The organism is Chitinophaga dinghuensis (assembly GCF_003259435.1).
Classification (GTDB): domain Bacteria; phylum Bacteroidota; class Bacteroidia; order Chitinophagales; family Chitinophagaceae; genus Chitinophaga; species Chitinophaga dinghuensis.
Genome location: NZ_QLMA01000004.1, coordinates 74,034 through 95,469, shown reverse-complemented (window position 1 = coordinate 95,469; position 21,436 = coordinate 74,034). Strand labels below are relative to the sequence as shown.

The following is a 21,436-nucleotide window of genomic DNA, read 5'->3' as shown; positions in this document are numbered from 1 at the left end:
TTACACGGTCATAATCCATGCCGGACATAGCGTAGCAAAACTTGACGATTCCAAAAAATTGACAATTCCAACGAAAACCTGTTCGCTTTACAACTAAAACCTAATCGCACATGCTGGCCACAACTCTACCTGTATTGCTGCCTCAAGCAGCTATAGAAGAAGGTATTACGGATATACCTTCACTTCATGAGAAACTCGACCAGCTATCCAGGATTATGGGCATGTTATGCCATATGCATCAGACCATGGCCCGCAACAAAAATTCCAGGTATACGCATGAAAGTTTTTTAGAAAATCTGTTAGACATTACCGGCAGTAATACCGGATTTATTGGCGAAGTAGTTCCTGGTATAAATCAGGTACCTACCCTGCAGTTACAGGCAGTCACGCGACCGGATTGGTTACAGGAAATGAAACGCCGTCACGGCAGCGAACAGGATAATGGTCTCCGCTTTATGCAAATGGATGCACTCTCCCGTCAGATCATCAAAAACGAATTACCTCTCATCAGCAATAATCCATTACCGGATGAGCACATGGTTTGCTATCCTGCCGAACTACCGCCGCTGCAATCCTTTATTGGCATACCTGTATTATATGATCGCAGGCTCATTGCGGTAATTGGCCTCGGCAACAAACCTGGCGGTTATTCCCCCGGCCTCTTCGATATGCTGCAGCCGCTGATCCAGAGCTATGGCCTGATGTTATACACCAGTATGCAGGAAAAAGAACGCATCAAAGAAGAACTCTCTAATCAAATGATGCGATCCGATATAGATGCCCTCATCGCTACACTGGACGATATAGTGCTGGAAATGAATGAGGAGAAAGTCTTTACCCGCGTATGGTGTAATAATGAAAGTCTGCTCTTCCGCCCTAAAGATCAGGTCATTGGCCGCAATCTCGCAGAAACCATGGGCGAACATGCCGCGATTTTTGAAAAATTCGCCGATGAACTCCTCCAAACAGGCGCTTCACAGGAATATGAATACCGGGATATACGCCAGGCCATTCATAACTGGTATAATATGAAAATGTCGCTCATCAAAAGCACCATTCCCGGTCAGAAGCGCGTTCTCATTATGATTAAGAATATTACCAAACGCAGAGAAGATGAAATTCGTTTCCGGCAGACGAAAGCCGATCTGGAAAGAAACAATCACCTCCTGAATATCAGTCAGCAAATGGGCGCCATTGGCGGCTGGGAATTCAACACCAATACCGCTGAACTCTTCTGGACAAAACAAGTCTATGACCTGCGGGAAGTACCTTACGATTTTCCGGTATCCCTGGAAGTAGCAGCGTCTTTTTATCATCCGGAAGACAAGCCCATATTCACGGAAGCATTCACCAACCTGCTGGAACATCAGAAATCTTACTGCCTGGAGCTAAGACATATATCTGCCAAAGGCACTCCCTGCTGGGTAAAAACAGTGGGTATGCCTGTATTTACCAACGGCCAGGTCTCTCATTTCCGCGGTATCATTATGGATATCACCAACCAGAAAGTATCTGAACTGGAACTCGTGAAAGCAAAAGAGAACGCTGAAAAAGCCGCCGCCGCACGCAGCGAATTTCTCTCTGTAATGAGTCATGAAATACGTACGCCCCTCAACGCTATTATCGGTATTTCCGGCATCCTGGAAGAAAACCAGCTACCTGAAAATACCGAAGTAATCGAAAGCCTCCAATTCTCTGCCAATCACCTACTGGGATTAATCAATGATATCCTCGACTTCAGTAAAATTGAAGCAGGCAAAATTGAGCTGGAACATATTCCTATTCAATTGCCCAACCTGATCTGCGGTATTGCCAACAACTATCAGCCACTGGCAAAAGCCAAAGGCATCAAACTGTTTACAGCCCTGGATCACGACCTGCCTCATCATATCATGGGAGATCCCGTTCGCCTCGGGCAAATCCTCAATAACCTAATCAATAACGCCATAAAATTCACTCCCTCCGGATCTGTATGTATTGAAGTACACCAGGAAGAACACCATGGCAACAGAACACATATAGGCTTCACCGTAAGAGATACCGGCATCGGTATCGCGCCGGAAATGCAAGACAAAGTATTCGAAACATTTGTGCAGGCAGAAGCAGCCACCACCCGCCGCCATGGCGGTACAGGGCTCGGCCTCGCCATCACCCGCAAACTGGTGGAGATACAAAGAGGACACATATCGGTGGACAGTACGCCAGGAAAAGGTTCTGCCTTCAAATTCTCTATCGGCTTCGATATTCCGGTTATCCACCCTCAACAAAATAAACCGCAGCAATATCCGGCAGGCTTCCTCCAGGATATGAACCTGCTCATCGTAGAAGATAATGTCATCAATGTACGCATCATCGAACTACAACTCAAAAAATCAGGCGCGAAATTAACCACCGCCACCAACGGCAAACAAGCCCTGGAACGATTAAAAGAGCAAAAGTTTGACGGTATCATCCTGGACTTACACATGCCGGAAATGAACGGTTACGAAGCCATCCCTCACATCAAAATGATTCAGCCAGATGCCTTCATAGTTGTACTCACCGCGGATATCATGCCCGATGTAGCAGATAAACTATCCATTCTCCATGTGAAAGACGTACTGCCAAAACCATATGCAGCACTGGATCTCTACAAAACACTCTCGAAATATTACGAATAAATATCAAAAACCAACCATTATGATGGTTGTTGTACCTTCGCTGCTCATTCAACGCAAAGGTTATGCAACAATTGTCATTATCGGCGCGCGACCAGCAGGTTATCTGGCATCCGTATACACAGATGCAGACAGCGCCCGCTCCCATTGCCATCACACGCGGTGAAGGAGCCCTCCTATTTGACGATCAAAACAACAGCTACATAGATGCTACCAGCAGCTGGTGGGTAAATATTCACGGTCATGCACATCCGCATATCGCGGAAATGCTCTCCAAGCAAGCCTTCCAGCTACAACATATTATTTTCTCGGGTTACACCCACCCGCCGGCTGTAGAACTGGCAGAACGAATACTCCCCCTCCTGCCGGAAGGACAACGCCGCGTATTCTACTCCGACAACGGCTCCACAGCCGTAGAAGTAGCGCTGAAAATGGCCCTCCAATACTGGGATAATAAAGGCCAACGCCGCACTAAATTCCTCGCCTTTAAAAATGCCTACCATGGCGATACCTTCGGTGCAATGAGCGTCAGCGGACGTAGCGTATTCACCCGCGTCTTCGATGAACTACTCTTCGAAGTACATTTCCTGGACCTCCCTACTACCGATAACACCAACGACATCATCTCCCAGATAAATGAACTGGACCCCGCCACTATCGCGGCCTTCATTTTTGAGCCACTGATACAAGGCGCCGGCGGCATGCTGATGTACGAGGCCGAACCACTGGATCAACTCCTCCATTGGTGCAAAACAAACCAAATCCTGCTCATCGCAGATGAAGTAATGACCGGCTTCGGCAGAACAGGGAAAAACTTCGCCATGGAAAACTGCCATACCACCCCAGACATGATCTGTCTGTCTAAAGGACTTACCGGCGGTAGCATGGCATTAGGCGTCACCACCTGCACCAGCCAGATCTATGACGCATTTCTCAGCAACGACAAACTAAAAACGCTGTTCCATGGCCACTCCTTCACCGCAAACCCACTAGCCTGCTCCGTGGCCCTTGCCAGCCTGGATATCTTCACAGATCCTGCCTGCGCCGCAAACAGAGAACGTATCCATCAGGCACACCAGGCTTTTCTGAAAGAACTCCAGCTGTCGGACAAAGTGAAGAATCCTAGATTACAAGGCACTATCATCGCTTTTGATCTGATCACCACTAACGCTGATGGCTATACGAATAATATCGCCGCCTTCCTGCACCAGTTTTTCCGGGAAAGAAGAGTCATGCTCCGCCCCCTTGGCAATACGCTATACGTACTTCCTCCCTACTGCATCACAGATGCGCAACTGGAAGAAGTATACAATGCTGTTCGCGAACTATTACAACAACTATAACGTACAGTCCTGCAGTGAGGGGAATGATATACTCCTCACTGCCTCTACTATAAAGTAATATCCACTGCCCCGGAACACCATAAATAATATTAATAATTTCCATCATGGATTTTCGCCATCGAACAACAGCTGCTGGCGTAGCAGACTATTGTCTCCCTATAATGACCTGATTTCCATAAACGCTGGTACAGATTATTTCTGTTGCTCAGTGGTTTTTTCTATTTTTGGCGCTTATGCTATCTGGGAACAGACATACAGATGATGCCTGGTTACAACTTAAAGCCGGAAATGAAAAGGCTTTGCTATTGTTGTACGACAATCATTTTCTGGGATTACTGAACTATGGTAGCAAGTTTACCGCCAGCAAAGAACAGGTACACGAATGCATTACCCAGGTACTTATCGAATTGTGGGATAAACGCCATACCCTACCGGAAGTTGAAAATGTGCGCTCCTATCTGCTGACCTGCGTGCGCCGGAAATTACTGGCAGAGCAAGAAGCCAGCAAACTGCGGGAACGCAATCATCTGACTTATACCGTCAATGAAGATGCCAGCGAAGTTTCCTATGAGCAGCTACTGATTGAAAACCAAACGCGCGCAGATCAAATCTCCAAGCTGAAAGCGGCATTTGATAAATTAACCCCTCGGCAGAAAGAACTGCTGAAAATGAAATACTTCGACGATCTGAGCTATGAAGAAATAGCTATCCAGGCTGGCATCACTAAACGAACCGCCTATAACATAATACATGACGGACTCAAAATTCTCCGAGAAGAACTCTATCCGCCAGGTACCGAAGGCAATCCAAATCACCTCCCGCTTATCATTGCCCTGCTGGCCGTTTTATACAGTTAAAAAAAAGTTTCCTTTTTTATAGTAAAAGCAGGAAAGTCGCCTCTCTATATAGAAACGACTTGATATGCCGCCATCATTTCTCACTTATGAAACAGAAGATTTTCTTCAGAACGATTCCTTTTGCAACTATTGCAAAGGGATAGATCCTGTAGCTGTAACCTTCTGGGAGCAATGGACCCGTGAAAATCCAGGCAGGGCTAAATATGTCCGACAGGCAAAAGAAATATACTTCCTGCTGAATGGAAATATTACCCAGAAAGACTTCAGGAATTTTCGCCATCAGTTCACCCAATCCTTTGATGCGCACTTACAAGAGAAGACCATTCCTATTACATCCAACGCTATATTCCGCTATACCCGCCATTTAGCAGTTGCAGCCTCTATGCTGGTGCTTATTACCCTGGCCTTTTTCTGGTGGCAAAGGCATCCAGCTACGGCTGCAAAGCAAATCTTTATCAGTAAAGCCGGCGAACGAAAAAGTTTCCAGCTTCCCGACGGCAGTACCGTCACTCTAAATGGAGACAGTCGACTAACCCTTGAACAGGGCTTCAGCACTGCCAACCGGCAAATGCAACTCAGCGGAGAAGCCTTTTTTAACATAGTCGCCAATCCCGCCATACCAGCCATTATTCATGCAGGTATTATGGAGGTAAAAGTATTAGGTACCAGCTTTAACCTGAAGGCATATCCGGAAGATAACCACGCCACAGCCTCACTGATCAGCGGCCGTATCCTCGTGGCGGTTCCCGGAACCAACCATCAAAAAGTACTGCTGTCTCCCAACGATAAACTAGTTGTATCCACCACGGAGCCAGCACTAACAGCAATTGCAACACATACCACTACCATAGTAAAACTGGATACCACACAGAATAACCATGAAATCAATGAGGTGTCATGGGTGCATAACCGGCTGTACATCGACAATCAGACGTTAGCTGATGCCGCTAAATTAATGGAACGATGGTATGGCGTCACGATCGAGGTAGATCCAACCATTGCAAATACATACCGCTATACTGCCTCTTTCGAGCATGAAACACTGGAACAGGCGCTGAAAGCCATGCAGTCAAGCCTTGCATTTCAGTACAGTATAATCGGTAACAAGATTTATATCAACCAATAGTCATGAACAATTAACCAACCATTTTATGAGTCTATTTCCAACCCGAAAGGCTATCAGGTCTTTCGGCAAAAAGAGTATTGTCAGCAATTTCAAAATGAGCTGTTTATTGATTCCTCTTCTTGCGATGCAATTGCTGTCGTCAGCAAAAACGCAACAGCAAAGATTATCTGTTCATCTGGATAATGTGGCCGTAACTACATTATTCTCCGCCATTGAGAAGCAGTCGAGCTACCGTTTTGTATATAGCAGCAACATCATCCCCTCCGGTATGCTTACCTCTGTAAACATTACTGGCGGCTCTTTACAGGAGATACTACAAGTAGCCTTCGAGCATACGGGGCTCGATTTTAAATTAAGTGATAATAACCTCGTTATTATTTCCCAAAACACACCCGCTTTTACCATCAGAGGAAAGGTAAAGGATAATAACGGGAGTCCTGTTCCCGGTGTAAACGTGATGATCCTGGGTACCAGTAAGGGATGTATTACCAACGAATCAGGAGAGTTCACACTTGAATCCGACAAGCAGCTGGTTACGCTTGTTTTCAGCAGCATTGGCTTTGAATCAAAAAAGGTGGTAGTCAATGGAAAAGATGCACTGACGGTGGTGTTGGAGCCTAATGTACAGGCATTACAACAGGTGGTTGTTACCGGCTATCAGACGATTTCCAGAGAAAGAAGCGCCGGCTCCTTTACGAAAGTGGACGGGGCTATGCTGCAATCTAAATCCGGCAGCATGAATGTGGTGGACCGGCTGGAAGGATTGGTTCCTGGCTTTGCGGTCAATAACAGTGCAAAAGCTGATAAGTTCCTCATTCGCGGAGCTACCAGCGTAAATGGCAACAGAGCCCCGCTCTTCGTAGTAGATGGGGTTCCTATGGAGCTGGAAAATTTGACCAGCCTGGTAAATCCCAATGATGTGGAAAGTATTACTTTCCTTAAAGATGCCACCGCTGCGTCTATTTGGGGCGCCAGAGCAGCAAACGGAGTAGTGGTGGTTACCACAAAAAAGGGAAAGTTCACCAATCGCAGTATGAAGGTCAGCTATGATGGATTCCTTTCCTTCAAAGGATTGCCCGATTACAATTATTTGCACATGATGAACAGCAGACAATTTGTGGATGCGGCAAAAGAAACCTTCAATCCCACTGTCCATACCTGGAATAAAGTAACCACCCCAGCAGCAGGAAACCTGGAACCTGTGGTATATCCGCATGAGACCATTCTGTATAATTTAAACCGCGGAATTATCGACCAGGCAATGGCGAATAAAAGTCTGGACTCCCTGGCCTCCCTAAATAACCGGGGACAAATAGAAAAAGAATTATTGCAACCTGGAATGCTCAGCAACCATAGCCTAAGTTTCACCGGCGGCGGCAACTTCCATTCCTATTATGGTTCCTTCGCATATACCAACCAACAAAACAATGATAAATCTTCCCTGCAACGCTTTGGGATCAACCTGCGCCAGGATTTCCAAATTAATAAATCCATAAAAGCGGATATCACCACCAACGTTTCACAGGAAAGTTCCAGGCAGTTCGTCATCAGTAATCTTCCGGATCTGAATACCTACCTGCCATATATGATGTTCCGCGATCAGAATGGGAATACGCTCTCCCATAGCAGCATTAAGTTTTACCAGCCTTTCCGGGAAAATGCAGAGAAACAAAGTAAGTTAAACCTGGATTACAACCCGCTGGATGATGCCGCCCACAATAGCAACAATAAAGTGACGGTATCCTCTGTGCGCTTGAACGGTGGTCTGAATATCAAACTAGTAAAGGGATTGACCTATGAAGGCCGCGGACAATATCAGTTGATCAATTCCAAAGGATTCAGCTACAACGATCAGCAATCCTATGCGGTTCGTTCGGAACTGGCGCATTACACCGTTGCCGCTACCACTCCTCAAGGGATGCCGGTTTACTATCTCCCATCCAGTGGCGGTTTTTATAAAACCGTCAATAATCAAAATACCAGCTGGACAGTAAGAAACCAATTGATGTACGACAATCACTGGCGAAATGAAAAACATCAGTTGAATATGCTGGTGGGTAGTGAAGTACGGGCCAACAAGCAAATGAACGAAAACAGTTTCAAGAGAGGATTTGATTTCCAGACAAACACTTACCAATTGTATGATGAATACTCCCTCACTTTAAACGGCGTTAAGAAACCAGTGATTGGAACCAGCACGCCGACTTCCAGCACATTTAATTCCAGTACCTATAAATATGCAGAATTGGAAGACCGTTACTTTTCATTATATGGTAATGGCGCCTATACATTTAATCGAAAGTATAACCTGAACAGTAGCGTCAGAATGGACCAATCCAATCTGTTTGGTACGGAAAGAAGTCAGCAGTACAAGCCCATATGGTCTGTTGGTGCAGGATGGTTACTGAGCAATGAACCTTTCTTCCAGGTATCGCAGATCAGTCGCCTGAATGTTCGCCTTACATACGGGTTGGGTGGAAACGCTCCCAAACCAGGCGATGGCAGCACCAGAGATATCATCATGGCAACTTCCAGCTCTCTGTTCAACGGCATGGGCGCACAATACACGCCTCTTTCGCCAGGCAATAAAATGCTGACCTGGGAAGCAACGCACACACTCAATGCCGGTATCGATTTCGAGATACTGAACCAACGTATCAACGGCTCATTGGATATATACAATAAAACGACTACCAATTTATTAGGGCAACAGAATGTAGATGCAACTACAGGTTGGTATGCCGTGTATGGCAATCTCGGTAAAATGACCAACAAAGGTTTTGACCTGCAAGTAAATAGTAAGAATATTTCGGGAGACAAATTTTCCTGGAATACTTTACTTACCCTGGGCTTAAATATAAATAAGGTGGTACAGCTTAGCCGCTTCCAGGCCCTCACCATTGATGATAAGCCCAACAGCTGGTTTGTAGAAGGATATCCTGCCTACAGCATCTTTGGTTTCAATTATGTGGGATTGAATAATCAGGGCAATCCGCAAATCCTTACTGCAGGCGGAAAAACCGTTGTTAAAATGTCAGATGCCAAGCCAGAAGATATTTCATTCGCAGGAAGCACGCAACCAAAATGGTACGGAGGCATGACCAATACCTTCCGCTATGGTCAATTTGATCTCTCCTGCCTGGTAGTTTACAACTTCGGCTTCTACATGCGCAAAGACGTTAACAGGTTCTATTCCGGACGCCTTTCAGCTAATTTACAGGAATCCTTCGCCAATCGCTGGAAACAACCCGGTGATGAAGCATTTACCGATATCCCGGGTTACATTCCGCTTATTACCAATGTAAACGACCGCAATACCAACTTCTATCGCTACGCGCTGAATAACATTGAAAGAGCCGATTACGTCAAACTCCGCGATTTCACCATCGGATATCATCTGCCAGCCGCTGTTGCAGGAAAGGCAGGTATGGAAAGCTGTCGCTTTTATGTGCAGTTGAATAATGTAATGCTCTGGAAGATGAATAAAGATGATATCGATCCGGAATATTATAACCTGGTACAAGGCACACGTACACTAGCTATGAAACCATTCTATACTATTGGACTAAACGTAAGATTAAAGTAATCGCTTAAAATGTTATTCATGAAAAAGACGCTATATATCTTTGTGGTGGCTGGTTTCATCAGTTCCTGCAATAAATTCCTGGACATCGTTCCCAAAGGGAAAGATACCCCTTCTACGCTGGCACAGTATAATGGGTTGATGAACAATACTAACCTCATTAACCTCAGTGGCACACGAAAAAATGCTGATGGCTCTGAAACCTCCACTGGTGTTGTCACTGCGTCCGTGGCTATGGGGGATGATTACATTGCTTCACCCGTGTACCTCGAACAACTTGGCATGAAAGCCATCAATGGTTATAAATGGGATGCACAGTTATACTTACCCTCCGATGATGCGCCTGAGTGGGGCGCATTTTACTCGCAGATTTACAACTATAATCTGATTGCTAATAATGTGATGGCCACACCAGATACTGCCATCACCAAAAAGAAGGCGATATTGGCAGAAGCCAGAATTGGCCGGGCATACATGCATTTTATGCTGGCAAATTACTTCGGGAAGCCTTATAACCCTGCCACATCCGCTACAGATCCTGCTGTTCCGCTCGTAACAGTAGCAGATGTTACACAAACAAATTTCAGGCGCTCCACTGTGCAGGAAATTTATGATTTCGTACTGCGTGAAATACTCGAATCCGTTAATGACCTTCCTGACCAAACCCAGAACAGGCTCAGAATGGGCAAGGCGGCAGGCTATTATATTCTTGGCCAGGTATACCTCTACATGGCGAAATATGAAGATGCAAAAGGCGCGCTGGTGAAATCAATGGACTACACTAAAAACAGTAGTATCACATTGCAGTTGTTTAACTACAATACCAAAATGAGCGAGTGGTATAACCCGGCATTGCCTGCTTTTGGGGCCAGCAGCTACCCCACACTGCAACAAAGTGATGAGGTGATTTACCTCAAACAGGTAATACTGCTCGATTACGTATTCAGTAACACCTGCGGTATCAGTCCCGCCACCATGGCATTATTTGACCCTGCCGATCAACGATTAAAATTCTTCTATAACCGAACTTTTATGAGTGGAGTCAGCGAACTTCCATATTTCTCCAGAACCGCTCCATATTCAGTAAACTATGGCGCCGATATGACAGGATTGTTCCTCATGCTGGCCGAGTGCAAAGCGAGGACCGGAGATCTGTCCGGAGCAATTAATGATATACAGACATTCCGCCAGTCACGCATGCCTGCGACCATCGCAGCAGTGAATATCAGCGATGCTGACATGCTGATTAAATTCATTATTGACGAAAGAAAAAGAGAATATGCGGGTACTGGCCTGAGATGGTTTGATATGCGCAGGCTATCAAATGATCCACTCTTTAAGAATGTTACCTATACCCATACCTATGGTACTGAAACATTCACGCTAACACCAGAGCGAATGGTGCTACGCATACCCGCCAAAATATTGAATCAGAACCCTAACATGCAGGATAATCCTTAAAAAACACTTTAATAATAAAAGATGAAACAAACTACTACTAAAAACACGGTAATACTTGCAGCCGCCATGCTGGCTGCCTGTCCGCTAATGGCGCAACAACAGCCCTATGTCATAAATGGTAAATTGACCCAGCTAACAGCAGAAAAAAAAGTATTTGTCTCTTACAAAATCAAAAAAGAACACTATTTAGATTCTACCGTTACGCACAATGGTATTTTTCAAATAAAAGGTAAAGTAGATGGGCCAGTGCAGGCAACTATCAGCTTAAAACCTATTGATGATGACGGCTCCTTCTCCATAAAAAAACTCCTCTTTGCAGATGAACAGGAGTTCTTCCTGGAAAAAGGAACTACCACTATCAAGGGTACCAATAATATGGAATCTGCTATTATTAAAGGAGGCGCCGTACAAAAAGACAATGAGGAATTAAGGGCATTGTACTTACCAATAGTACAGCAATATGCAACTCCTTTTACCGCATATAAATATGCATTGATAGAGAACGATAAAGCCAAATCAGATTCATTGAGATCTATTTTAATGCCTTACTACAATCAGGTTAGCAAGATAAAACAAACCTACCAGGACACACACCCTGCCTCGTTTGTAGCCTGGACCTTATTGCTGGAAAAGAGCTCCATCATTAATCCTGATACCTTTGGGCCTCAATTTGAAAAGATGGACGCCAAATTCAAAAACTCTGAAAAAGGAAAAGAACTGACGGCCAAAATTGAAATTGCCCGTAAAACAGGTATTGGAAAAGTTGCGCCCGAGTTCAAGCTGCCAGATGTAAATGGTAAAGAGGTTGCGCTCTCCTCATTACGTGGCAAATATGTACTGGTTGATTTCTGGGCCAGCTGGTGTGGTCCTTGCAGAGCAGAAAACCCTAATGTGCGCCATGCATATGAAGCTTTAAAAGGAAGTAATTTTGAAATCATTGCCATCTCCCTGGATAATAAAAAAGATGCCTGGGAAAAAGCCATCAAGGATGATCAGCTACCATGGATACATGTAAGCGATCTGCAAGGATGGGGTAATGTAGTAGCAAAAGATTATGGTGTCACGGCAGTGCCACAGAACCTGCTGCTGGACCCTAAAGGTGTGATCATTGCGAAGAATATACGTGGGGAAGAGTTGCTGAAGAAGTTACAGGAACATATTAAGTAGTAACCATGTTCCACATAATGTATAAAGGCTGTCTTTACTAAGTAGAGACAGCCTTTCTGCTAATTAATTTGCTTACTTATTTCACTGGTACGGATACTTTCGTATCATCCCACTCAAACACTACTGCATTACCAGGTAAAGTGAACGTCAGTTTTTCCACAGGAGTTTTCAATTCCTCACGTGGCACTTTTACGGATACTACGTCCTGGTCTTTCACTTTCTCGTAATCATAAGCGCCCCACTGTCCCAGTTTGGCATTCAGGATAACGGTCCAGGTTTTAGCATCAGGAATGGAAAACAGGGTATAAGTACCTTTTTTCACTTTTTGTCCGCCGAAGGTGACATCTTTATCGAAAGTAATTTCGGTTGCTTCATCAGCACCTGTACGCCATACTTTGCCGAATGGTTCCAGTTTGCCGAAGATTTCTCTGCCTTTTTTAGAAGGCTGGCCGTAAACAACTTTTATACCTTTTCCTTCAGCAGTAACATGCGGACTTTTTCTATCCTTTTGCTGACCGAATGCTACTGCAGCTGTGGCAACGAAGAAGGTTGCCATAATGAATTGTTTCATGTTGAATTGAGTTATTGGTTAGAATAAGAGGATGTATCAATTTAGAACTTAATATGAACACCTAACTGTTAATCTGGACCAATGGCAAAATAACTCCACCAGTTACTTAGTCCTTCCCTTCACAGATCCGGCTAAGCTTGGTCAAACCCTGATCCATGGCTGGTCCGAAGATCTTATCCGCCATAAAACCGCGCAATTTCCACCAAGGCAGCAGGCCCAGATGCGTTTGCATATGCCAGAAGATAGCGGTAGCTTTCCCATCTGCGGTAGGTTTCAACTCAATACCGGCATCTACCGGACGCATATTCTTAACATCCATGGAATAGTGAATCCCTTTCAAAGGATCGCTATCAATAATAGTCACTTTTCCGCTGCTTATTTTGCCTTCCCAGCTATACCATGCGCCTGTACCCACTGTTGTCTGAGAGAAGGTAACTGTGGCCGTAGAATCGGGCTTAAACCAGGGATTCCAGGGTTCCCATGCCTTCAGATCCCCTATATGCTTATATATGGTATCAATAGGAGCATGGATAACGCCTGTACGCTCCACCACTGCTGTGCTGGGCAGTAACAGGGAACCCAGGAATATCAGCGTGCCAAATACGATGACACTGATAATTCCTAATTTAATAAATTTCATATCTGTCTATTGTTTTGCTACTAATTTGGAGAGGTTACGGAGTCCCTTTTCAAAATCATTTCCCACCCATTTATCCATCATCAGGCCCATCAGCTTACGTACCGGGTGCTGCCCCATATTGGTCACCATACCCCAGGTTACCAGCGTTCCTCCCATAGAAGGCTCAAAGCGGAAGTAACCTTTAGCAATTCCCATATTCATGAAATCTGTTTCGGTAGCGATGTACTGGTCTTCCCGGGAAATGGTAATCACCATACTGCCCTTACCAACATTCCGGTTCTTGCTTTCCCAGCTGTAACCAGCGCCAGCGCCACTATCTTTTTCGCCATAGGTGATTCTCATGTTTGGATCCAGTTCCTTCCATGGAGACCATAACTCCCAATTCTTTAAAATGTTCACATAGGGAAAAATAGTGCCGGCAGTGCCTGGAATCAACAGGGAACGCTCCACCTTTACTGTCGGCGACAGTACCAGGCTGAAAATAAACAGCCCAAGGATCAGAACGATCAGTGCGCCCAGGATAATGAAAAAGGCTTGCATTAGACGGGTTTTATTTAGCAAAGCTAATAAAAGCTAGGCTTACTCCCACCTGAATACTTTAACGGCTACCACATATACGACAATACCCCAGATTGCCAGTACGCCCAGGTCCAAACCTACATTCCAAAGGTGTTTGCCTTCATAAGCCACTTCACGCAAGGCATCTGCCAGGTAAGTCAGTGGCATTAGCCGGCATATCGGTTGTAACCAGCCAGGAAAAGAGTCAATGGGGAAAAAGGTACCTGCCAGCAGGAACTGCGGCATGGTGATAATATTAGCGAATAAAGGAATAGTACTTTCATTTTTAGCTATACCGCTGACAATGAAACCGAAACCCAGGAATACAATCAGGCCAAATGCTGATAAGGCCAGCATTTCCAGGAAGGTAACAAAACCATTGACAAGGGTAAATCCAAAAGCAAAATGGCCCAGTCCAATGATTACGACGGAACTGATCAACTGAAAGATCGTTCTGCTGAAAGATTCAGCCAACACGATGTTCATGCGGGAAATGGGCGTCGCAAAGAAACGCTTTAACACCAATGTCTGTCTTAATCCGAAGAACAGGAAGGCAGTGGTAAATACGGCGCCACTCATCAACGCAAAGCCCAGCTGACCAGGCAGAATAAAGTCGATCGTCTTATAGATACGCCCAGGCACCACTTCCGGTACAATAGTGGCCACTGAAGGACGAGGATATGCCTGATTGTCCAGTTGACCGGTAACGCCTTTCAGCGCTGCCATCAGTATCCCTCTTTTATTGACATCCGTGGCGGTAGAGGTTTTGACATGAATTTTGTAGGAAGATGCGCTATCGGCACTGGGCTGATAATCAATATTCATAATAGCCACCAGGTTCCCTTTCTTCAGGTTCTCCGCCATTTCTGCCTCGCTCTCATCTGTAATGAGCTTCAGGGTTTTATTGGCGGACAACATCTTAAAATACTCGGTATTGATGTCTGTATGGCGATCTACGCCCACTTTAACAGAAACAGTACTGTTCCCGATAAATCCAAATACGAGGATAAATACCAGCGGAAAGGCCAGACTGAACACCACGGAAGAAGGACTTCTGAAAGTAGCCCTTAAACTACCCTTGGTAATGGCCATCATTGCTCTCCACTGACTGTACTTAGCTCCATTCATCTGATCTGCGTTTTAAAAAATCGCGTAAAACTACATAAAAAGAATTGGGAATTACGCATCTATTATCAGCGTAATTCCCAATTCATATACCGAAGTCGGCTAATATCAATAAATTTTATACTCGAAAGGCATGCGGGTTTGTATCTGACCATGCATTTCCTTTACTTTCTTCACCTGTTCCCAGGTATCATAAGTATCGCCCAGTTCTTTTTTCACCATTTGCGCTCTTACGTTATTGCTCACTGTTTTCAGCGCTCTGCTGAGAGAAGGCTTTCCTTCCGGATACTCCGCCAGGCGGTAGTTGGAAAGTTTCGCCATCTTAGCGGCAGATGCCAGGGCATCATCGATACCGCCAATACGATCTACCAGTCCCAGTTTCACAGCTTGAATACCGCTCCATACGTGGCCTTGCGCAATGCTGTCCACGATGACAGGATTCAGTTTTCTGCCAGCTACCACTCTCCCTTTAAAGGTGGAGTAAGTGCTGTCAACGCCATTCTGAATCAGTCGTTTCTCAGCATCTGTCATAGGACGTCCCATAGTGCCTAAATCGGCATACTGTGCGGTTTTCACACCGTCAAAAGTTACGCCCAGCTTATTTTTGAAGAAATCCTGCATATTGAACATCACGCCAAATACGCCGATAGAACCAGTCAGGGTATTAGGTTCTGCGAAGATACTGTCGGCCATACAGGAGATATAATATCCGCCGGAAGCAGCATAATCTCCCATAGAAACGATGACAGGCTTAGATTTACGTGCGAGCGACAACTCTCTCCAGATCACTTCAGATGCCAGTGCGCTACCGCCACCTGAATTCACACGTAATACAATGGCTTTTACATTCTTATCTTCTCTTGCCTTGCGGATATCACGGATGTAATTGTCGCTGGCAATGGTATTTTCCTTTTCAGAATCTCCGCTTACAATATCCCCCTGTGCATATACCAGCGCAATTTTATTATCGCTGCTACCATTACTGAGGTTGGTGGCAGAATTATATTTGGAAAGCGTTACATAATTAATTTTTTCATCGCCTTTGATATTCAGGCGGCCTTTGATTTCAGACTGTACTTCATCATCATATTTCAAACCATCTACCAGTTTGTATTTCAGCGCATCGCCAGGTTCCTGGATCATCGCCTCATTGGCATATTGGTGCAAAGTGGCCGTATCCAGTTTGCGACTGGCAGCGATGCCTGTGAGGAAGTTACCATACAGTTCTCCCAGGAATTGGGTAGTCTGGGCTTTGTTTGCATCTGTCATCTGGGTTTCACGCAGTGGCTCTGTAGCGCTCTTAAATTTACCGCAATAGAAGATCTCTGGTTTGATTTCCAGTCTGTCTAAGGTACCTTTCAAGAACATGATCTGGCTGGAGAAACCGTTGAAGTCAATACCTCCTTTTGGGTTGAGGTATACTTTATCTGCCGCTGTCGCGAGATAAAATTCCTGCTGGCCCATCACTTCCCCGTATGCATATACGAATTTACCCGACTGGCGGAATTTCTTCAGGGCAGTGCGGAGCTCTTCATTGGTGGCAAATCCGCTACTGTTACCATTTACTTTCAGATAAATACCTTTAATATTATCATCATCCGCTGCATTTTCGATCAAACGGACGGTCTGATAAAGACCCGGAACATTCGGGGCATTATCTCCCAGGAATGCTGACAGCGGATTAACCAGCTCTTGCTCCATATAGGCCTGGCTTGTTTCAAGAACAAGCACACTATTCGGGGACAGGGTTACTTTTTCTGGAGTCATGGCTCTGCCGATCATTACCAACAGGATGATGAATCCTATCCCGGTGAATACGATCAGCGCCAGAAATGCGGCGAAAAATACTTTGAAGAAACGCATGTTAAAGAGTTAAATGAAACAGAATGGAAAGATACATTTTTTCAAAAATACGGAATATAGCTACTTTTGGGGCTCGAAATATACATGAATACAGCAATATTACTTATAGGTGGTAATCTGGGAGACCCCAGATTAAGCCTGGAAAAAGCCGTTCAGCTGATCGGAGAAAAGGCCGGCCAGGTCACGAAAAAATCTGCCCTGTACCAAACAGCGCCCTGGGGCGTCACAGATCAGCCGGACTATTTAAACCAGGGGCTGGAAGTCCAAACCGAACTGGATGCTCCTGCCCTGCTCCAATGTCTGCTGGAGATTGAACGCAACATTGGTCGGGTGCGCCAGGAAAAATGGGGTTCCCGGGTGATCGATATAGACATGATATTCTTTAATGCAGATGTCATCTCCCTACCAGAACTTAAAATTCCACATCCGCGCATGCAACTGCGTAACTTTGTACTAAAGCCGCTGGAAGAAATTATTCCCGGGTTCATACATCCAGTGCTGCAACAAACTATCAGCCAACTACTGGCCGTTTCCCCGGATAAATTGCCGGCTTACAAACTCTAAAAGAAGATTCATGCGCTATAAATTTATTACGATAGAAGGTAACATCGGAGCAGGCAAAACCACTCTGGCCAATATGTTGGCCAAACATTTTTCCTCCAAACTTATCCTGGAGGAATTTGCCGATAATCCGTTCCTGCCACTGTTTTACAAAAGTCCCCAACAATACGCATTCCCGCTGGAACTGTTCTTTATGGCCGAACGCTATAAACAACTCAAGGATATGCTACAGTCGCAAGACCTCTTCAGCGATGTGATCATCTCTGATTACCTGTTTATCAAAAGCCTGCTCTTCGCAAAAATCAATCTGCCGGAAGAAGAATACTCCCTCTACCAGAAACTGTTCGATATCATCAATCCACAACTGGTACAGCCGGAACTCCTGATCTACCTCAATGCGCCAGTAACGCAACTCCAACAAAATATCAAAAAAAGAAACCGTTCCTACGAACAGTCCATCCCGGATGCTTACCTCCTGAATGTACACGATATGTACATGCAATACATCAAACAGCATCCCATACGTACGCTCATGGTAGATACGACGAAGATGGATTTCCTCCGCAATCCGGACGATTTCAACAAACTAGTCAAAGCACTGGATGAAGAATATGAACCAGGTATCAATTACCTGAAACTATAATCTTAAAACGGCCTGCTCTCATAAATAAGCAGGCCGTTTTTATCTCCCAACACATTAAATACAATCGTCATTCGTGTAATTTACGCCCGCTAACTTTTTTCGTTCCCCACTAGTTCATTCCCCTTCATGACGTGTTCTATCAGCACTAGATTTATTTATCATGCTGTTCAGAACGAATAAAAAAATGCTAAAATGGGCTTGCCTACTGCTTTGCAGTACCATCCTGTTTAGTTGTACCGAATCCCGGAAAAAGGCTCCCGGCGGCCATGATATGCCAGACAGAAGTCAACTACCCGATAATCATATCCTCAATCTGGGAGAGGATATTCCTGTAGATAACCTGTCAGCCGGCATATTTCCCTTTACCACCACTACGGTCACGCTGGAAATAGAAGAACAGAAAGTTAAATTCACGGCCGTCGCATTAAGAGATGCTGCCGCCGATGAGAAAGCCATTACCCTCGTAGAACAATACCGACCCTTGGCAACTTCTTTCATCAAACAGTGGGCATCCTTGCAAACAGGCGTTCTGATCGACTTACGCAGCACCGGCCAGCATACGCGATCCTCTGATTTCATCGTCAACGCCGCCGGCAAATCTTTTCCGGTAGTGTTTATCTGGGACGATGCCGCTACGGCCAGACTCAACGAATACACGAATATCCTTCAGCAGATACCAGGCATTCAGACAGCCACCGCACGTTTTACGAACGATAGCGTCTTCGTGCAACTGCCTGCCATCAAGACCGCAGAACGATCCACATTGCAGGATATACAGGTCCAACACTGCTTCCGCTAATATAATATCCACCATCAATCTCAACTCCGTGAAGAATCGATATGCTTATATTCCGCTGGCAATGATACTGGCCTCCTGCGCCGTTTCTAAAAGCGGAAATAAAAAGACTGCCACCACTGCCATTCCGGAAACACCCGCCAACAAAAACGGTGTGAAACCCTTTGCCAGCGTGGTAACAAAAGAGATGATTACCCAACAGGGACTTTTTACCGTTCATAGCACACCGGAAAAAGATACCATCCTCTTCGAAATAGATGAACACCTGATAGGCAGAGACATCCTCGCCATCAATCGCATTCGAAAAGTAAGCAGCGGCGTCAAAATGTACTCCGGCGAGGAACTATGCAACCGCACCATCACTTTCGAAAAAGGCCCGAATGAAACCATTCTGCTGAAACTGCGCTACCAGACAAGTCTGGCCGATACCGCCAGCGCTATCTACCGCGCAGTGAAAGCCTCCAATATCAACGGCATAATTGCCACACTGCCCATCCGGGCCTATGGTAAAAACAATGCCAGCTATGTAGTAGACGTAACGGCCATCCTGAAAGATCCCGGCAGCTTCGTCAATGAGGCAGAAGGTGATATCAATAAATTTTTGACGGTAGCTGCCATGAAGGAACACACGGTAACGGATATACGTACCTATCCTGCCAACGTGGAAATTGCCATCAGTAAAAATGGTACTGCCGATAAAACATTGTACAGCAAAACGCCGGTACCTGCATCGCTGGAAACAAACACTTCTTTTATTGCATTGCCGGAAGTGCCCATGCAGCAACGTTTCTTTGACCCAAGGGTCGGGTATTTTGCAGATAGTTATATGGAATATGCAGACGACCAGCAGGCGGTAAAGAAACGACAATTTATCAACCGCTGGAGGCTGGAGCCCAAACCGGCAGACCGTGCCAGATACGAAAAAGGCGAGCTGGTAGAACCAGCAAAACCTATTGTGATATACATCGATCCCGCTACGCCAAAACAGTGGCGCCCTTACCTGATACAAGGTATTAATGACTGGCGGCCAGCCTTCGAACAGGCAGGATTCAAAAATGCCATCACAGGTAAAGAATGGCCGGAAGGCGATTCCGCTATGAACCTGGAAGATGTCCGCTATTCCGTATTGAGATATGCTCCCTCCGAAATAGCCAATGCATACGGCCCCAATACCCACGACCCTCGCAGCGGTGAGATCATTCAAACGAATATTATCTGGTATCATAATATCATGGACCTCCTGCACGATTGGTACCTGATACAAGCAGGGCCCAATGATCCCCGTGCCCGCGTCGCACACTTCGATGAGGCGCTCATGGGGCAGTTAATTCGTTTTGTATCCAGTCACGAAGTAGGCCACACACTGGGATTACGTCATAATTTCGGGAGCAGCAGCCAGACGCCGGTAGATAGTCTCCGCAGCATCTCCTACCTCCAAAAAAACGGACATACCGCCAGCATCATGGACTATGCACGCTTTAACTACGTGGCACAACCAGAAGATAGCATCCCCGCAGCACTCCTCTATCCGAGAGTAAATGACTATGATAAATGGGCGATTGAATGGGGCTATAAACTAACTGGCGCTCGCACGCCAGTGGCAGACAGCAAAATAATGAGCAAACTGGCCACTCAACGACTGGCCGCCAATAACCGCCTGTGGTTCGGCGATGGCGAGTCGGAAGACCGCCCCGTAATGGACCCCAGATGCCAGACAGAAGACCTCGGAGATAACAATGCCCGCGCAAATGCCCTTGGGATCAAAAACCTTAAAAGAGTAATGGCGGAAATGGAAAATTGGTCTTACGAAGAAGGACATACAGCAGAAAACCTCCGTAGAATATACGATCGGCTACTCGGTCAGTTCTTAGCTTACCTGCAACAGGTATCCATGAGTATTGGCGGCATACAATATCAGCTCCCTTCCAATGGCAGCGACGCGCCGGCATTTATACCACTGCCCAAAGAAAAACAACTCGAAGCCCTGGAATATATCAACAGAGAACTCTTTACTACTCCCACCTGGTTAGTAGATAGCACCTTCCTCAATAAATGCATGCTACCCTATACTATCGACTATGTGGAAGACATGCAGATAAAATCTGTCAATACCGTTTTCAATCCTCCTTTCTTTATGCGGTTGTTGAGAACAGCCAAACAATTTGGAGAAGATCGTACGATAACAATTCCTGAAGTACTGGCCACCATCCGGAAAACTGTCTGGGCCGACCTGCAAAACAATGTTGTAAAAATAGACGCCTATCACCGCAATATGCAGAAAGCCTATGTAGGCGGACTGTTCACCATCGCGATGGATGAAGAACGAGGTGTTAACGAAACAGATGCGATCACCATTGCCGCCGATGAAATCACTCTCATCACCGACATGATCCGCAAAGCAATTCCCGCAGCGGCAGACAACCTTACCAGCATGCATCTGCACGACCTGGCCGAAAGAATAGAACGACTATCTGCCCATCAATAA

Annotated in this window: 16 protein-coding genes; 11 read left to right on the top strand and 5 right to left on the bottom strand. The window is 45.6% G+C overall.

What is annotated here, in order from left to right:
- Positions 1 to 110: 110 nt before the first annotated feature.
- The 7 genes from CLV59_RS12630 (at position 111) to CLV59_RS12600 (ending at position 12,194) form a co-directional block, all read left to right on the top strand.
- Positions 111 to 2,660: an ATP-binding protein gene (locus tag CLV59_RS12630; protein ID WP_111592408.1), complete on the top strand. Its 2,550-nt coding sequence runs from the start codon at positions 111 to 113 to the stop codon at positions 2,658 to 2,660.
- 62 nt (positions 2,661 to 2,722) lie between these two features.
- Positions 2,723 to 4,000: an adenosylmethionine--8-amino-7-oxononanoate transaminase gene (gene bioA / locus CLV59_RS12625; RefSeq protein ID WP_111592407.1), complete on the top strand. Its 1,278-nt coding sequence runs from the start codon at positions 2,723 to 2,725 to the stop codon at positions 3,998 to 4,000.
- Between the two features lie 233 nt (positions 4,001 to 4,233).
- Positions 4,234 to 4,857, top strand: coding sequence for an RNA polymerase sigma factor (locus tag CLV59_RS12620; RefSeq protein ID WP_111592406.1), 624 nt, complete (start codon positions 4,234 to 4,236; stop codon positions 4,855 to 4,857).
- A gap of 64 nt (positions 4,858 to 4,921) precedes the next feature.
- Complete coding sequence (locus CLV59_RS12615; RefSeq protein WP_111592405.1) at positions 4,922 to 5,983, top strand: FecR family protein; 1,062 nt, start codon at positions 4,922 to 4,924, stop codon at positions 5,981 to 5,983.
- Positions 5,984 to 6,008: 25 nt separating this feature from the next.
- Positions 6,009 to 9,569 (top strand): SusC/RagA family TonB-linked outer membrane protein, encoded by a 3,561-nt coding sequence (locus CLV59_RS12610; RefSeq protein ID WP_111592404.1) that lies wholly within the window; start codon positions 6,009 to 6,011, stop codon positions 9,567 to 9,569.
- An 18-nt stretch (positions 9,570 to 9,587) separates the two neighbouring features.
- Positions 9,588 to 11,027 carry a RagB/SusD family nutrient uptake outer membrane protein gene (locus CLV59_RS12605; protein WP_170137730.1) on the top strand — a complete coding sequence of 480 codons (1,440 nt, stop codon included), beginning with the start codon at positions 9,588 to 9,590 and terminating at the stop codon, positions 11,025 to 11,027.
- A 21-nt stretch (positions 11,028 to 11,048) separates the two neighbouring features.
- Positions 11,049 to 12,194, top strand: a complete 1,146-nt coding sequence (locus CLV59_RS12600; protein WP_111592402.1) for a TlpA disulfide reductase family protein — start codon at positions 11,049 to 11,051, stop codon at positions 12,192 to 12,194.
- Positions 12,195 to 12,270: 76 nt separating this feature from the next.
- On the opposite strand, the gene CLV59_RS12595 is transcribed toward CLV59_RS12600, so the two are convergent.
- The 5 genes from CLV59_RS12595 to sppA all read right to left on the bottom strand — a co-directional run bounded on the left by CLV59_RS12595 (position 12,271) and on the right by sppA (position 16,951).
- On the bottom strand, positions 12,271 to 12,765 hold the full coding sequence (locus CLV59_RS12595) for a DUF2911 domain-containing protein (protein WP_111592401.1): 495 nt from the start codon (positions 12,763 to 12,765) through the stop codon (positions 12,271 to 12,273).
- 106 nt (positions 12,766 to 12,871) lie between these two features.
- Positions 12,872 to 13,405, bottom strand: a complete 534-nt coding sequence (locus CLV59_RS12590) for an SRPBCC family protein (RefSeq protein ID WP_111592400.1) — start codon at positions 13,403 to 13,405, stop codon at positions 12,872 to 12,874.
- A 6-nt stretch (positions 13,406 to 13,411) separates the two neighbouring features.
- Positions 13,412 to 13,945 carry an SRPBCC family protein gene (locus tag CLV59_RS12585; RefSeq protein ID WP_111592399.1) on the bottom strand — a complete coding sequence of 178 codons (534 nt, stop codon included), beginning with the start codon at positions 13,943 to 13,945 and terminating at the stop codon, positions 13,412 to 13,414.
- Positions 13,946 to 13,984: 39 nt separating this feature from the next.
- Positions 13,985 to 15,091, bottom strand: a complete 1,107-nt coding sequence (locus CLV59_RS12580; RefSeq protein WP_111592398.1) for an ABC transporter permease — start codon at positions 15,089 to 15,091, stop codon at positions 13,985 to 13,987.
- Between the two features lie 105 nt (positions 15,092 to 15,196).
- A complete protein-coding gene (gene sppA, locus CLV59_RS12575; protein WP_111592397.1) occupies positions 15,197 to 16,951 on the bottom strand; it encodes a signal peptide peptidase SppA in 1,755 nt (584 codons plus the stop codon).
- 84 nt (positions 16,952 to 17,035) lie between these two features.
- On the opposite strand from sppA, the gene folK reads away from it, so the two are divergent.
- The 4 genes from folK to CLV59_RS12560 all read left to right on the top strand — a co-directional run bounded on the left by folK (position 17,036) and on the right by CLV59_RS12560 (position 21,436).
- Complete coding sequence (folK, locus tag CLV59_RS12570; protein WP_111592396.1) at positions 17,036 to 17,515, top strand: 2-amino-4-hydroxy-6-hydroxymethyldihydropteridine diphosphokinase; 480 nt, start codon at positions 17,036 to 17,038, stop codon at positions 17,513 to 17,515.
- 10 nt (positions 17,516 to 17,525) lie between these two features.
- Entirely contained in the window at positions 17,526 to 18,155 is a 630-nt protein-coding gene (locus CLV59_RS12565; protein WP_111592395.1) for a deoxynucleoside kinase, read from the top strand.
- Positions 18,156 to 18,315: 160 nt separating this feature from the next.
- Positions 18,316 to 18,954, top strand: coding sequence for a hypothetical protein (locus tag CLV59_RS28905; RefSeq protein ID WP_170137729.1), 639 nt, complete (start codon positions 18,316 to 18,318; stop codon positions 18,952 to 18,954).
- A 28-nt stretch (positions 18,955 to 18,982) separates the two neighbouring features.
- On the top strand, positions 18,983 to 21,436 hold the full coding sequence (locus tag CLV59_RS12560; protein WP_170137728.1) for a zinc-dependent metalloprotease: 2,454 nt from the start codon (positions 18,983 to 18,985) through the stop codon (positions 21,434 to 21,436).

Bases quoted from the DNA above. Each gene is read 5' to 3' on its own strand.
- CLV59_RS12615 (WP_111592405.1), top strand. From the start codon at position 4,922: ATGCCGCCATCATTTCTCACTTATGAAACAGAAGATTTTCTTCAGAAC.
- CLV59_RS12600 (WP_111592402.1), top strand. From the start codon at position 11,049: ATGAAACAAACTACTACTAAAAACACGGTAATACTTGCAGCCGCCATG.
- CLV59_RS12630 (WP_111592408.1), top strand. From the start codon at position 111: ATGCTGGCCACAACTCTACCTGTATTGCTGCCTCAAGCAGCTATAGAA.
- CLV59_RS12605 (WP_170137730.1), top strand. From the start codon at position 9,588: ATGAAAAAGACGCTATATATCTTTGTGGTGGCTGGTTTCATCAGTTCC.
- folK (WP_111592396.1), top strand. From the start codon at position 17,036: ATGAATACAGCAATATTACTTATAGGTGGTAATCTGGGAGACCCCAGA.
- CLV59_RS12590 (WP_111592400.1), bottom strand. From the start codon at position 13,405: ATGAAATTTATTAAATTAGGAATTATCAGTGTCATCGTATTTGGCACG.
- sppA (WP_111592397.1), bottom strand. From the start codon at position 16,951: ATGCGTTTCTTCAAAGTATTTTTCGCCGCATTTCTGGCGCTGATCGTA.
- CLV59_RS12580 (WP_111592398.1), bottom strand. From the start codon at position 15,091: ATGAATGGAGCTAAGTACAGTCAGTGGAGAGCAATGATGGCCATTACC.
- CLV59_RS12595 (WP_111592401.1), bottom strand. From the start codon at position 12,765: ATGAAACAATTCATTATGGCAACCTTCTTCGTTGCCACAGCTGCAGTA.
- CLV59_RS28905 (WP_170137729.1), top strand. From the start codon at position 18,316: ATGCTGTTCAGAACGAATAAAAAAATGCTAAAATGGGCTTGCCTACTG.
- CLV59_RS12585 (WP_111592399.1), bottom strand. From the start codon at position 13,945: ATGCAAGCCTTTTTCATTATCCTGGGCGCACTGATCGTTCTGATCCTT.
- bioA (WP_111592407.1), top strand. From the start codon at position 2,723: ATGCAACAATTGTCATTATCGGCGCGCGACCAGCAGGTTATCTGGCAT.
- CLV59_RS12565 (WP_111592395.1), top strand. From the start codon at position 17,526: ATGCGCTATAAATTTATTACGATAGAAGGTAACATCGGAGCAGGCAAA.
- CLV59_RS12620 (WP_111592406.1), top strand. From the start codon at position 4,234: ATGCTATCTGGGAACAGACATACAGATGATGCCTGGTTACAACTTAAA.
- CLV59_RS12610 (WP_111592404.1), top strand. From the start codon at position 6,009: ATGAGTCTATTTCCAACCCGAAAGGCTATCAGGTCTTTCGGCAAAAAG.